Raw genomic sequence first — 12904 nt, 5'->3', positions numbered from 1 at the left:
CCGAGCCGACGCCGTCTTTATTCTCTCAGGGCGCGCTCTCGGCGTATGACCTCGATCCGCGGGCTCGCCCGCGCCACGGTAGTCACCCTCGCCATGCTGCTGGTCGCCGCGGCGCTCGTCGGCCTCGTCTACGCCGAGACTCCTTACACACCCGACGAGGACCCAGAGCGCCTCGTGCCCGACGTCGAAGTCAGCGAAACCGACGCGGGCTACGTCCTCTCGGACGGTCCCGTCACCGACGACGCCGTCGGGGTGATCTTCTACCCCGGCGCGCGCGTCGCCCCCGAGAGCTACCTCCCGCATCTCGCGCCGCTCGTCGCCGAGCGCGACGTAATCGTGATCGTCCCGGAGATGCCGCTCAACTTCGCGGTCTTCGATACCGGCGCCGCCGACGAGGCGATGGTGGCGAACCCCCACATCGAGCGCTGGTACGTCGGTGGGCACTCGCTCGGCGGGGCAATGGCCTGCGAGTACGCCGACGGCGAGAGGGTCGAGGGCCTCGTCCTCTTCGCCTCCTACTGTGCGAGCGACCTGAGCGACGGGGAGATCAGTGGTCTGAGTGTCCTCGGCACCGCCGACAGCGTGATCGACGCCGAGCGCGAGCGCGACTCGCGTGTGAACCTCCCGCCCAATACGGAAGTCGTCGAGATCGAAGGGATGAACCACGCCCAGTTCGGTGCGTACGGTCCCCAGCGAGGCGATAACCCCCCAGAGATAACCGACGAAGAGGCCAGAGAGCGGCTCTCGACGGTTCTGATCGACTGGGTCGAACCCGTGACGGAGCCGCGCTAATCGGCCTCCGCGGGGTCGACCACCGTCTCGCTCACTTCGTCGACCCCGACCCGCTCACAGCAGTCGTACAGCGGACAGGCCTCCGGCCCGTCGAGGCAGGCGGGTTTGCGCGCCGAACAGAACTCCCGACCGAACTGGATGCTCGCGGTGTGGCCAAAGCCACACTTCTCGGCGGGGACCTGTTCCTCCAGAACCTCCCGTACCGCCTCGTGGTCGGCCTCGGGGGGCGCAATCCCCATGCGCCGGTAGATCCGATGGACGTGGGTGTCGACGGGGAAGACGCCGCCCCGGCCGCCCGAGAACAGGAGGACACAATCGGCCGTCTTGGGCCCGACGCCGTTGATCTCCAACAGGCGCGAGCGCACCGTCTCGGGTTCGCTCTCGCGGACGAACGCGTCGAACTCGGCCTCCGAGCCGAACTCCTCGCGGATCTCCTCGGCCGCGGCGATCATCACGTCCGATTTCTGGTTGTACAGCCCCGCGGAACTGATCGTCTCGGCGAGCTCGTCCCGATGCGCCTCAGCGAGCGCCTCGACTAGGTCACCGCCGCCATACCGCTCCATCAGCGACTCGTGGGCCGGCTGGCTCGCTTTGTCCGAGGTGTTCTGGCTCAGAATAGTGCGAACGAGACACTCGAAGGCGTCCTGGCCACCGTACGTTTTCTGCCAGTAGCGCTCGCCCAGCACGTCGACGACCGCCTCCGCGCGGGTGGCGGCCTCGCCCGGGTCGAACGTCGCCTCGCTTCCGCCGCCACCGGGGCCGCCGCTGATGTTTTCCGTCGGCTCCGACTCGTCGCCCATACCCGGTTGTGGGCCCGCATCGTACAAAAACCGTCGTCTACTCGGCGGGCTCGACCCGCAGCGTCACCGTCAGCTCCGCGCCCGCGGCCAGTGCTTCCACCAGGTCGCGATCGAACCCCGCCGCCGCTTGGTCCGTGCCGACGACGACGGTCCGCTCGTCGACGTACTCGCTGGTGCGCCCGACCATGCTGCGCTCACTCTCGAAGGCGAGGTCGGGATGACCCTGCCCGACGACGTCCTCGACGTGGCCGTCGGCCTCGAATCTGACGGTGATTCTCGCTCCCTCCTCGCGGCAGGCTGCGACGAACTCAGGATCGAACTCCGCGGGCGCGCGGTCGGCCTCGACGGCGAGGATGCAGTCGCCGGCGGGCGTGAGCCAGTCGTCGGTCGTGACCTCGAAGGTGCTCGCGTGCTCTGCGCTGACGTTCTCGTGGCCCTTCGCGCGGACGACTTCCTCCATGTCACCCCTCCTTGCTCTTGGTACTTCTGGCGAGTGGATCCTCGCCGTTGTGATTCCAGGCTTCGCTCGCGAACTTTCCGTCGGCGCGTTCGCGGGCGGCCGCCATCTCGTCGTCGGTCCACGCCCCGTCCTCGGCGTCGACCCACTCCTTTAGAGCGCCTTCGAGTGCCTCGACGGCCCGTTCGCGCTCGCCGACGCCCTCTTCTTTCAGGCTCGTCACCCGCTCTGTGAACTCCTTCGGAGTCGTCTCCGGCTTCGAGAAGGTCGACAGGTGGCGCTCGGGGCGCGACTCAAAGGTGATCGAGCCGTGCTGGATGACCGCATCCCTCCTCCTGTACTGGGCGTTCCCGCTCAGTTTCCGCCCGCCCGCCACCACGTCGTGGGCCGGATGTAGCTCCCGCAGGTAGCAGGCGGGCCGGTGGATCTCCGGTCGAGGCTCGTCTGCGAACTCTGCCGCGACGCCCAGCCGGTCGAAGGCGTCGAAGATCGGCTCACAGAGCAGTTCGTACGTCTCCATCAGATCGCCCGGGAGCTCGTCGGCGGGCGCGACGATCGAATAGGAGATATCTCCGTACGAGTCGTGATAGATCCCGCCGCCGCCGGTCGGACGGCGCGTGACGGTGATCCCCTCGCACTCGCAGAACTCCCAGTCGACGGTCGTGGGATCCTGATGATAGCCAAGCGAGAGCGTACTCGGCTCCCACCGATAGACCCGCAGGGTCCGCGGGCCGCCCGCGGCGGCACTCGCGGCCGCGACCTCGTCGAGCGCCATGTTCATCGGCCCCCGGTAGGACTCCTCGTGGACGAGTCGCCACTCGCTTCCTCGCCGATCCATACCTCCCCATACGCCGACCCGCTCAAAGCGGTTGCGCTCACCATCGGGAAGAATATAAATTCAATACTAGAAATACCTGAAAGTATTTATCCGGTTCCGCGGATGGTCACGTATGAACCGACGGACGTTCCTCGCGACCGCCGGAGTGGCCCTCTCCGGTCCCGGGATCGCGAGCGCCGCCCCCCCTACCCGCCCCCCGATCCGGCTGTACTCGCCGGCGAGCCAGTTGGCCGCCGACGGCTCCCCGCTGACCGACGACTCGGTCGTGGCGGCGTGGGCCGAACCGACCGCCTACAACCGTACCGCAGGCCGGAGCGAACCCGTACGGTACGACGGGTCGATTCCGCTGGTTTCGATCGACGGCCGCGTCGCCGGGATCGGATCGATGCTCGTCGCCGATCCCGCCCGACAGGGCGGTCACGCGACTTACGCCGACTCGAACGGCCGGGCGCTGCTTGCGCTGTGGGACGCCCTCGTTGACGGAACGCGGGTCCGCTGGGACGCCACCCACGATCAGTACTGGAGTCTGGACGCGTTCGGGCGGTTTCGAGACCTCGCCGGACGCGAGGGCTACGAACTCGGGTCGGCCGACGCCGTCGACCGGTCGACGCTCGCGGACGCCGACGGCCTCGTGGTCACGACACCGCCGCGGGCGTTCGACCCCGAGGAACTCGACGCGCTCGCGGCGTTCGTCGACCGGGGCGGTGCCCTGTTCCTCCACGATCAGGCGACCTTCCGCGGGCTCGACGAGACCGACAACCTGAACGCGATCGCCGAGCGCCTTGATCTTGCCTTCCGATTCAACGCCGACGAGGTCAACGACGACGAGGCCAACGCCGGTGCGCCCTTCGAGGTATTGACGACGGCGTACGACCCCGACCAGTTCGTCTGAGTCAGTCGGCGTCGGCGCTCACTCGACAGCCCTCGGCGGCGTACTCGACGTTCTCGATGGACTCGATCGGGTCCTCACCACAGATCGGACAGTCGGGGTTCCTCCGCACGGGAACCTCCTCGAAGCTCATGTCGGCGGCGTCGTAGGCTACCAACCGCCCGTCGAGTACCTCCCCGAACCCGAGGACGAGCTTCATCGCCTCCGTCGCCTGGATGCAACCGACGGTACCCGGAAGGACGCCAAGCACGCCCGTGCTCGCACAGTCCGCGACCGCGTCCTCGGGGGGTGCCTCGGGGAACAGACACCGGTAGCAGGGTCCTCGATCCTCGCCCTCCCCTGCAGGAAACGTGATCGCCTGGCCCTCGAACTTGTAGATCGCACCGTGGGAAAACGGCGTTTCCGAGAGGGTACAGGCGTCGTTGACGAGGTATCTGGTTCTGAAATTATCGGAGCCGTCGACCACGACGTCGTACTTCGCGATCAGTTCCTCGACGTTCTCGGGTTCTACTCGTACCTCGTGGGTTTCGACGGTGATGTCGGGGTTGAGCCGCTCGACGTACCGTTTGGCCGATTCGACTTTCGGCTCGCCGACGTCCGCGTCGCCGTGGACGATCTGGCGTTGGAGGTTCGAGCGCTCGACGACGTCGTCGTCGGCGATGCCGAGGGTCCCGATTCCGGCGGCGGCCAGATACTGGATGATCGGCGCGCCGAGCCCGCCAGCGCCGATCACGAGCACGCGCGAATCGAGCAGCTTCGCCTGGCCCTCGGGGCCGATCTCGTCCATGATGATGTGTCTGGAGTAGCGATCCAGCTGCGTGGGGCCGAGCGAGAGGTCCGCCATACGCTCACTCGGGCGTCGTGGCTATTAAGCGCGCGGCAAAAACGGACCAGTCGATCTAGCTGTTGCGGCTCGGACGGGTGTGTTCGGTGCCCTTGCCTTTCGTCCCGAGCCCGCGGTTTTGCTGACCGGCGCTGGTCAGCCCGCGCAGCGCGCGGTTCTCCTGGCTGTCACCGCAGATCCAGCCCAGATCGTCGTCGTTTTCGATCGCGGGGTGCTCGGGATCGACGAGGATCACCTCGAACCACTTCTGCGAGCCGTCCTGGCCGACGCCGTAGGAGTTCAGCACTCGCAGGTTGCGGTACGTCCGGGTCGCCCGTTCCTCGGCCACCCGTTGAAGGTTCTTGTTGCGCGTCACGCGGGTGACGCCCTGGCGTTTCGAGCGCCGTCCGGCCTTGTGGCGCTGCTTGCGGGCTGTGCCCTTGCGAATGCTGACGCGTGCGAGGACGACGCCCTGTTTAGCCTTATAGCCCAGATCCCGCGCGCGGTCGAGGCGTGTGGGTCGCTCGATGCGCTCGATTGCGCCCTGTTCGCGCCACTCCTGTTTTCGCTGCCACTGGAGTTCGCCCAGTGCCCCCTCCTTGGGGTTCTTCCATGCGTCTCGGATGTGTGAATAGAAGCTTCGTGCCATTGGGTATCACCACGGGCGTTGGGTGGTTCAGTCCGCGCCCGGTCGCGCGGACCACATTCCTGCCTGCGACCCGACGGTAGCAGGTGCCTGCTGGTGCCCGTTTCCCAGCGAGTGGAGGATCTACCCCCGAATCACGGTTAAGCCCTTCGGTCCCGCGTCGTTTCGCCGGTCCGCCGCGTCGCTTACTCGGCGACGGCGGTCGTGAGCCACCCCGTGAGGATCTCGACGAGCACGGTCGCAAAGCCGCTCGATTCGCTCCAGAAGGCCGCCTCCTGCTCGTCGCTATCGCCCCGGACGCTCAGTAACACCGCCCGGTCGTCGACCACGAGCATCCGAGCGGCCCGCTCGTTTCGGAGGTTCTCGGGCGGTGCGTGAACCTCGATGGGTGCGTCGGTAAACAGCGATCTGACCGCGGGGTCCTCGCTGACGATCACCACCTCGATCCCGTCGTCGGCAGTCTCGGTGAGCGTCTCGTAAAGCGAGTCGCGTACCAGTTCAGTCGCCCGCGCACCGAAGACGACGCGACGTTCGGCCCCCCTGACGAGGTGTTCGATCCGGTCGCTCACCTGCTCGGCGCCGCTGACCGACCAGATGTCCTCGCGCTCCTCGGGGCCGGGTTCGTGGCATTCGCGGACGGATTCGAGGTACTCGAACGCCTGCGTGCGCTCGCGCTCGAAGCGCTCTTCGAGCAGTTCCTCGGCCTCCGCCAGGCTCACCGGTCGATACTGCATCGGCGTCGAGTGCTGGACCTCGACCAGCCCGCGTTCGGCGAGGTTTTCAGCGGCACCGTACACCTGCGATCGGGGGATCTCGGAGACGCGATAGACGTCGCGTGCGGTTCCCGTCCCGAGCGTCTGGAGGGCGATGAACACTTTCGCCTCGTAGTTCGAGAGTCCGAGTCGCTCCAACGCGTCGAGTGCTGCCGTTTCATCGGTCGTCATGACGATATCCGTTCCGTGTACGGACACGACGAGCGTAGAAGGGTATTCCGATTACTCGCGAACGACTCGCCCCCGCAGGATCGGTGCGACCGGCGGGAAACCGATGGGAACGCGCTGGAGCGTCTCGACTCGGAGATCGGGGTTCGAGACGAACGCCGCGGGGGTTTCGCGGTCGAGGTGACAGCCTCCCGCCACACGTCGCCAGCAGGGTGTCAACGCCTCCTGTATCCTCGCCTGCCGACCGTCCGCCCGGACGTGCTCGAGGAAGCGACACTCCCCGCCGGGCGCGAGCACGCGTGCGATCTCCTCGACGCTCTCCTCGACGTCCGAGACCGAACACAACACCAGCGAGACGACCACCGCGTCGAACGACCCGTCCGGATACGGCACCGACTCGGCCGTTCCTGTGTGGATCTCGACCGAACACCCGACGTCGGTGGCCCGGCGTCTCGCCCGTTTTCGCATGTGGGGGTCCGGTTCGACGGCGTGGAGATCGAGGTCCCGGTCACAGAGGTACGGGAAGGTCGCGCCGGTCCCACACCCCAGATCGAGGACTCGCCCCGAGAGCCCCTCGGTGAGCCATTCGCGTTCCGGGCCGAAGCGTCGTTCCGCGAGTCGGGTCACGGGGTCGTACAGTGCCGCGAAGACCGGCTGTGAATCGCTCATACCTCCCGGTCGGTTCGCGGTCGTTTCACCGTACCGGGATCAGTTCCACGGCGCGTAGTCGCGGTCGATGAGCCGGTGTTCGCGCTCGATTCCGTCGATCCGCTCGATCTCCTCGTCGTTCAGATCGAGGTCGCGGGCCGCGAGGTTCTCACGGATGTGTCTCTCGCCCGTCGAGCGCGGGACGACTGCCACGTTCTCCTTCGAGAGCAACCACGCAAGCGAAACCTGTGCCTCGGTCGTCCCGTGGTCCTCTGCGATCTCGCCGAGTACGGGGTCGTCGAAGACTTCGCCGCGTGCTAGCGGGCAGTACGCGACGAGCCAGTGGTCGTGTTCGACGGCGTACTCGCGGAGTTCCGCCTGCTGACAGAACGGGTGACACTCGACCTGGTTCGCGAAGATCGGTGCCTCGCTCATTTCACGGGCCTCCTCGAGGGTTTCGGGCTCGAAGTTCGAGACGCCGACGTTGCGGACCAGCCCCTCCCTGTGGAAGTCGTCGAACGCGCCGAAGGTGGTCTCCGGCTCGTAACACCCTGCGGGCCAGTGGACGTACAACAGATCGACGTACTCCGTCCGGAGCTTTTCGAGACTCTCCTCGACCGACTCGACGATCTCCGTCTGCGTGGGGCCGGGCACGTCGACGTGGACCGTCTTGGTCGCGAGAAACACCTCCTCGCGGGGGACGTCCGAGCGGGCGATCCCCTCACCGACGTACTCCTCGTTTCCGTAGACCTGTGCGGTATCGATGTGCCGATAGCCGGCTTCGAGGGCCGTCTTGACGCACTCGACCCACTGCTCGCGGTTCGTCTCCGAGTAGGTACCGAGTCCCACCCGCGGGAGGTTTCCTGCCATGTCCCATCCACCGGGAGGGGCACAATCAAGCTACCGACGGTGGTTCCGCCGAGCGGGGTTTCATATCGTCACATGAAATTTATACCCGTTCCTCGCGGGACTTTTAGGCGCGTCGCCCCTACCGGAGCCAATGGTACAAAACGTCGCGAGCGTCATGCAGGACCTCGCGCCCGAGGACTTTCACCTCCTCTCGGGGGTCGAACACGGGATGCGCTTTAGCGAATGGGTGAACCGCGAGAAGCTTCCCCAGTTCTCGCGTCTCACACCCGAGGAGGTCGACTTCCGGCTGGAGCGCTGTCTGGACCGCGAGCTCGTCGAACGAAAGACCATCCAGTACGAGGGGGTCCGTCTCCGAATGGACGGCTACGATGCCCTCGCGTTGCGGACCTTCGCCGAGCGTAACACCATCGAGGGGTTCGGGGTTCCGCTGGGTGTCGGCAAGGAGAGTGACGTCTTCGAGGTCCAATCCTACCGCCCGATGGCGCTGAAGTTCCACCGCGAGGGCTATACGAATTTCAGAGAAGTCCGCCGCGAGCGCGATTACACTGCCGAAAAGGAGCACCTCTCGTGGTTCTACACCGCTCGCAAGGCCGCAGAACGTGAGTACGAGACGTTGGAGGCGCTCTATCCGGATGTCTCGGTCCCGCGCCCGGAGGATCAGAACCGCCATGCCCTGGTCATGGAGAAGATCGACGGGGTCGAACTCTCGCGGACGAAACTCGAATCCCAGCAGGTCCGCCCCATTCTCGAGATGATCCTCCGGGAACTCACACGAGCCTACGAACGGGGCTACGTTCACGCCGATATGAGCCAGTACAACGTCTTCGTCGCGGAGGACGGGATCACGATCTTCGATTGGCCACAGGCGGTGTCGCGCGAACACGAGAACGCGGTGGAGTTCCTGGGACGCGACGTCCGCAACCTCTTCGGGTATTTCGAGCGCAAATATCCCGGTCAGGTTCCCGACGTCGACGAGTTCGCGCTCGTCGACGCCGTTCGCGACGGTTCGTTCGAACGCCTTGCCCATCTCGAATAAATCCTATACGGCGATATACAATCGGTCCCGCTACGGGACATGGATCGTGTTTTCCCCCTGCGTTCGTATTTCTCGTCTTCGTTCGTCGCCGGTATGTGCCATCGTTTCCCAGTGCTTGCCTCTGAAACCGATGGCTATACCCCCCTCGCACCCATACGAAACACCCAATGAGTCGGGATTTCATCGAGGTCCGAGGCGCGGAGGAACACAACCTCAAGGACCTCGACGTGTCGATCCCCCGGGAGGAGTTCACGGTCGTCACCGGGCTGTCAGGGTCGGGGAAGTCCTCGCTGGCCTTCGAGACGATCTACGCCGAGGGCCAACGACGCTACATCGAATCCCTGTCGGCCTACGCCCGGAACTTCCTCGGACAGATGGATAAACCGCAGGTCGAGGGCGTCGAGGGGCTCTCGCCAGCGATCAGTATCGATCAGAAGAACGCCGCGAACAACCCCCGCTCGACCGTCGGCACCGTCACCGAACTCCACGACTACCTCCGACTGCTCTACGCGCGGGTGGGCACGCAGTACGATCCCATCACCGGCGAGGAGGTCGGCGAACAGAGCGCACAGGACATGGTCCGATCGATCCTCTCGCTGCCGGCGGGCACCCGGGCGATGATCGCCGCGCCGGTCGCCCGCGACCAGAAGGGGGCCTTCGAGGACCTGTTCGACGAACTCGTCTCGGAGGGCTATTCGAGGGTCGAAGTCGACGGTGAGAGCTACGATCTCACCGTCGAGACGCCCGATCTCGACAAGAACTACGACCACACGATCGATGTGATCGTCGACCGGATCGAGATCTCGCCGGAAGCGCGCCCCCGGATCGCCGACAGCGTCGAGACCGCACTCGAGGAGGCCGACGGCGCCCTCAAACTCATCGTCCCGGACCCGCCCGAGGGGATGGACCTGGGGTCGAACTCCCGTTCGACGGGCTCGCTCGGCGGCGAGGGCGACGAGCGCGTGGTGATCGAGTTCTCCGAGGAACTCGGCAACCCCAACAGCGACTTCCAGTTTTCGGCCATCGAGACCCGCTCCTTCTCCTTTAACAGTCCCTACGGAGCCTGCCCGGAATGTGAGGGACTGGGTAAGACCAAGGAGGTCGACGCTGATCTCGTGGTTCGGGACCCCTCGAAGTCCCTGAAGAACGTCTTCGAACCGTGGAGCTACAAGCGCTCGTACTACCGGACGCGGATCGACTCCGTGGCCGATCACTTCGGTGTCAGCCCCTCGACGCCCTTCGAGGAGCTCTCGGAGGACGAGCGCCGGCAGTTCCTCTACGGCACCGACCGGCAGGTCGTCTTCGAGCGCTCGACGCGAAACGGTACCCGACGCAAGGAAAAGCGCTTCGAGGGCGTGATCCCGAACCTCGAGCGCCGTCACGTCGAGACGGACTCGGACTCGACGCGCGAGCACATCGAGAAGTACATGGCCGTCACCGAGTGTCCCGCCTGCGAGGGCACCCGTCTGAAAGAGCAGTCCCGACACGTGCTCGTCGACGGCACCTCGATCACCGAGGTCAACCGCATGAGCATCGGGGACGCCCTTTCGCACTTCGAGGGGATGGAGGCGAACCTCACCGAACGCCAGTTGACCATCGCAGAAGAGATCCTCAAGGAGATCCGCGCCCGTCTGGGCTTCATGGAGGAAGTGGGACTGGAGTACCTCACGCTGGATCGGGAGGCGGCGACGCTTTCCGGTGGGGAGAGCCAGCGCATCCGCCTCGCGACGCAGGTCGGCAGCGGGCTCGTGGGCGTTCTCTACGTCCTCGACGAGCCCTCCATCGGCCTGCACCAGCGCGACAACGACCGCCTGCTCGACACCCTCGAAGGGTTGCGCGATCTGGGCAACACCCTGATCGTTGTCGAGCACGACGAGGCGACGATGCGACGGGCCGACACCATCGTCGACATGGGGCCCGGCCCCGGCAAGCGCGGTGGCGAGGTCGTCGCCCAGGGCGATTTCGAGGCGATCTGTAACTCCGAGGACTCGGTTACCGGCGACTACCTCTCGGGGCGCAAGGCGATTCCGGTGCCCGAGGAACGGAGGGGATTCGACTCGACGCTGACGATCGAGGGGGCCCGCCAGCACAACCTGAAGGACCTCGACGTCGGGATCCCCGTCGGGGCTTTTACCGCGATCACGGGCGTCTCGGGGTCGGGCAAGTCCACCCTGATGTACGAAATCCTCTACAAGGCGCTTGCCCGCCGGATGAACGACAATACGAGTGTGGACCCCGGCGAGCACGACGACGTGCGGGGTATCGAGAACATCGAGAAGGTCAGGCTGATCGACCAATCGCCCATCGGGCGCACCCCCCGATCCAACCCGGCGACCTACACCGGCGTCTTCGACTACGTCCGCGAGCTGTTCGCGGAGACGTCCCTCGCCAAACAGCGGGGCTACGAGAAGGGGCGCTTCTCCTTTAACGTCAAGGGCGGGCGCTGTGAGGAGTGTGGCGGGCAGGGGACGGTCAAGATCGAGATGAACTTCCTCTCGGACGTCTACGTGCCCTGCGAGGCGTGTGAGGGATCGCGATACAACGACGCGACGCTCGATGTCGAATACAAGGGCGAGACCATCGCGGACGTCCTTCAGATGAGCGTCGAGGAGGCCCTGGACTTCTTCGACCACGACACTCGGCTCACGAGTCGCCTCCAACTCCTCTCGGACGTCGGACTGGACTACATGCGACTGGGCCAACCCTCGACCACGCTCTCGGGCGGGGAAGCCCAGCGAATCAAGCTCGCCGAAGAACTCGGCAAGCGCAACACCGGCGATACGCTCTATCTGCTCGACGAACCGACGACCGGACTCCACAGCGAGGACGAACGCAAACTCATCAGCGTCCTCCAGCGCTTGGTCGACAGCGGGAACTCGGTGGTCGTCGTCGAGCACGAACTCGACCTGGTGAAAAACGCCGATCACATAATCGACCTCGGACCGGAGGGCGGCGAGAACGGCGGCGAGGTCGTCGCCGAGGGGACCCCCGAGGCGGTCGCCGAGGTCGAGGCCTCCCACACGGGCCGGTATCTCAGGGACCTGCTTCCCGCGGTCGATATCGAGGGGCCCCGTTCGGAGGAGCGAAAGCCCGCCATCGCGGACGACGACTGACCCGACCTTCTTCCGGTTGCATCCCGTAGCTCGCGTATGAACACCGTCTACACGGCCATGCGAAACACCCTGATCGTCGCACGAGCGGGATCCGGGGACTGGGCCCTCACACACCGACTGGGAGGGCGGGACCTCCAGTGTCTCGCCGTCTCGCCTGAGGCCGACGAACGCGTGTTCGTCGGCACCGCCGAGGACGGCCTCCTTCGCAGCGCGGACGGCGGGGAGTCCTTCGAACGGGTAGGCCGCTCGATCGGCTCCGATCGGGTCATGAGTGCGACTGTCAGCCCCCACGATCCTGCGGAGGTCTGGGTCGGTACCGAGCCGAGCGCGGTCTACCGTTCGCGGGACGCGGGCGATAGCTGGGAACACATGGAGGGAATCGTCGACCTGCCTTCCGAGCCCGAGTGGTACTTTCCGCCCAGACCCGACACCCACCACGTCCGATGGATCGAGATCGATCCCCACGACCCTCGTCGGATCTACGTCGGGATCGAACTCGGCGCGCTGCTGATCAGCGACGACGGTGGGGAAACGTGGCGCGAGCGTCCCCCCGGATCGCGCCGGGACAACCACTCGCTTGCGACCCATCCAGACGAGTCCGGGAGCGTCTACTCCGCGGCGGGCGACGGCTACGCCGAGAGCCACGACGGGGGTGAGTCCTGGACCCACCCACAGGAGGGGCTTGACCATCGCTACTGCTGGAGCGTCCGGCCCGACCCGACCGACCCCGATACCGTCCTCGTCTCCTGTGCGAGCGGGGCGCGCTCGGCACACTCGGTCGGCTCGGCCGAGTCGTACGTCTACCGCCGCCGGGGTAGACGATGGGACCGCCTCGCAGGCCGTGGACTTCCGATGGGGGAAGGGGTCCTCCGGGCGACCCTCGCGACCCACGGGGAGGAGTTCTACGCCGCGACCAACCGCGGTCTCTTTCGATCGCGCGACGCGGGCGACTCGTGGGACCGACTCCCGGTCGAGTGGACCCCGGAATTCGAGCGCCAGGCTCCACGTGGGTTGACGGTCGTCTGAGGGTCCCGGTAGGCAAGTCGCTCGG

The 12904-nt window shown here is 66.0% G+C and carries 13 protein-coding genes; 5 read left to right on the top strand and 8 right to left on the bottom strand.

Features of this window, described 5'->3' with window-relative positions; all coding sequences use genetic code 11:
- Positions 1-45 precede the first annotated feature (45 nt).
- Entirely contained in the window at positions 46-792 is a 747-nt protein-coding gene (locus HACJB3_RS13185) for an alpha/beta hydrolase (protein ID WP_008416090.1), read from the top strand.
- On the opposite strand, the gene HACJB3_RS13180 is transcribed toward HACJB3_RS13185, so the two are convergent.
- Genes HACJB3_RS13180 through HACJB3_RS13170 form a run of 3 tightly spaced genes read right to left on the bottom strand, consistent with a single transcriptional unit; the run spans position 789 to position 2887 of the window.
- Complete coding sequence (locus HACJB3_RS13180) at positions 789-1592, bottom strand: endonuclease III domain-containing protein (protein WP_008416089.1); 804 nt, start codon at positions 1590-1592, stop codon at positions 789-791. The two genes, HACJB3_RS13185 and HACJB3_RS13180, sit on opposite strands and share 4 nt — an antisense overlap.
- Before the next feature lie 37 nt (positions 1593-1629).
- On the bottom strand, positions 1630-2052 hold the full coding sequence (locus HACJB3_RS13175) for a DUF371 domain-containing protein (RefSeq protein ID WP_008416088.1): 423 nt from the start codon (positions 2050-2052) through the stop codon (positions 1630-1632).
- Position 2053: 1 nt separating this feature from the next.
- Positions 2054-2887: a lipoate--protein ligase family protein gene (locus tag HACJB3_RS13170; protein WP_008416087.1), complete on the bottom strand. Its 834-nt coding sequence runs from the start codon at positions 2885-2887 to the stop codon at positions 2054-2056.
- 112 nt (positions 2888-2999) lie between these two features.
- On the opposite strand from HACJB3_RS13170, the gene HACJB3_RS13165 reads away from it, so the two are divergent.
- A complete protein-coding gene (locus HACJB3_RS13165) occupies positions 3000-3779 on the top strand; it encodes a DUF4350 domain-containing protein (RefSeq protein WP_008416086.1) in 780 nt (259 codons plus the stop codon).
- Position 3780: 1 nt separating this feature from the next.
- Here the strand turns inward: HACJB3_RS13165 and ubaA are convergent, their stop codons facing one another.
- The 5 genes from ubaA to HACJB3_RS13140 form a co-directional block, all read right to left on the bottom strand.
- Positions 3781-4620, bottom strand: a complete 840-nt coding sequence (gene ubaA / locus HACJB3_RS13160; RefSeq protein ID WP_008416085.1) for an SAMP-activating enzyme E1 — start codon at positions 4618-4620, stop codon at positions 3781-3783.
- A gap of 55 nt (positions 4621-4675) precedes the next feature.
- The gene (locus HACJB3_RS13155; RefSeq protein ID WP_008416084.1) at positions 4676-5248 is read right to left on the bottom strand and encodes a 50S ribosomal protein L15e; all 573 of its coding nucleotides are present in this window, start codon (positions 5246-5248) and stop codon (positions 4676-4678) included.
- A 182-nt stretch (positions 5249-5430) separates the two neighbouring features.
- Positions 5431-6189, bottom strand: a complete 759-nt coding sequence (locus HACJB3_RS13150; RefSeq protein ID WP_049934472.1) for a TrmB family transcriptional regulator — start codon at positions 6187-6189, stop codon at positions 5431-5433.
- Positions 6190-6240: 51 nt separating this feature from the next.
- Entirely contained in the window at positions 6241-6855 is a 615-nt protein-coding gene (locus tag HACJB3_RS13145) for a class I SAM-dependent methyltransferase (RefSeq protein WP_008416082.1), read from the bottom strand.
- A 39-nt stretch (positions 6856-6894) separates the two neighbouring features.
- Positions 6895-7704 carry an aldo/keto reductase gene (locus HACJB3_RS13140; protein ID WP_008416081.1) on the bottom strand — a complete coding sequence of 270 codons (810 nt, stop codon included), beginning with the start codon at positions 7702-7704 and terminating at the stop codon, positions 6895-6897.
- Positions 7705-7834: 130 nt separating this feature from the next.
- Between HACJB3_RS13140 and HACJB3_RS13135 the strand changes: the two genes are divergently transcribed.
- From HACJB3_RS13135 to HACJB3_RS13125, 3 genes are all read left to right on the top strand, one after another.
- Complete coding sequence (locus HACJB3_RS13135; protein WP_008416080.1) at positions 7835-8740, top strand: serine/threonine-protein kinase RIO2; 906 nt, start codon at positions 7835-7837, stop codon at positions 8738-8740.
- Between the two features lie 167 nt (positions 8741-8907).
- Complete coding sequence (uvrA, locus tag HACJB3_RS13130) at positions 8908-11853, top strand: excinuclease ABC subunit UvrA (protein WP_008416079.1); 2946 nt, start codon at positions 8908-8910, stop codon at positions 11851-11853.
- Positions 11854-11889: 36 nt separating this feature from the next.
- A complete protein-coding gene (locus tag HACJB3_RS13125) occupies positions 11890-12879 on the top strand; it encodes a WD40/YVTN/BNR-like repeat-containing protein (RefSeq protein WP_008416077.1) in 990 nt (329 codons plus the stop codon).
- The last annotated feature ends 25 nt before the right edge of the window (positions 12880-12904 follow it).

This window comes from Halalkalicoccus jeotgali B3 (assembly GCF_000196895.1).
Classification (GTDB): domain Archaea; phylum Halobacteriota; class Halobacteria; order Halobacteriales; family Halalkalicoccaceae; genus Halalkalicoccus; species Halalkalicoccus jeotgali.
This window is presented reverse-complemented; position numbering and strand designations above follow the sequence as displayed.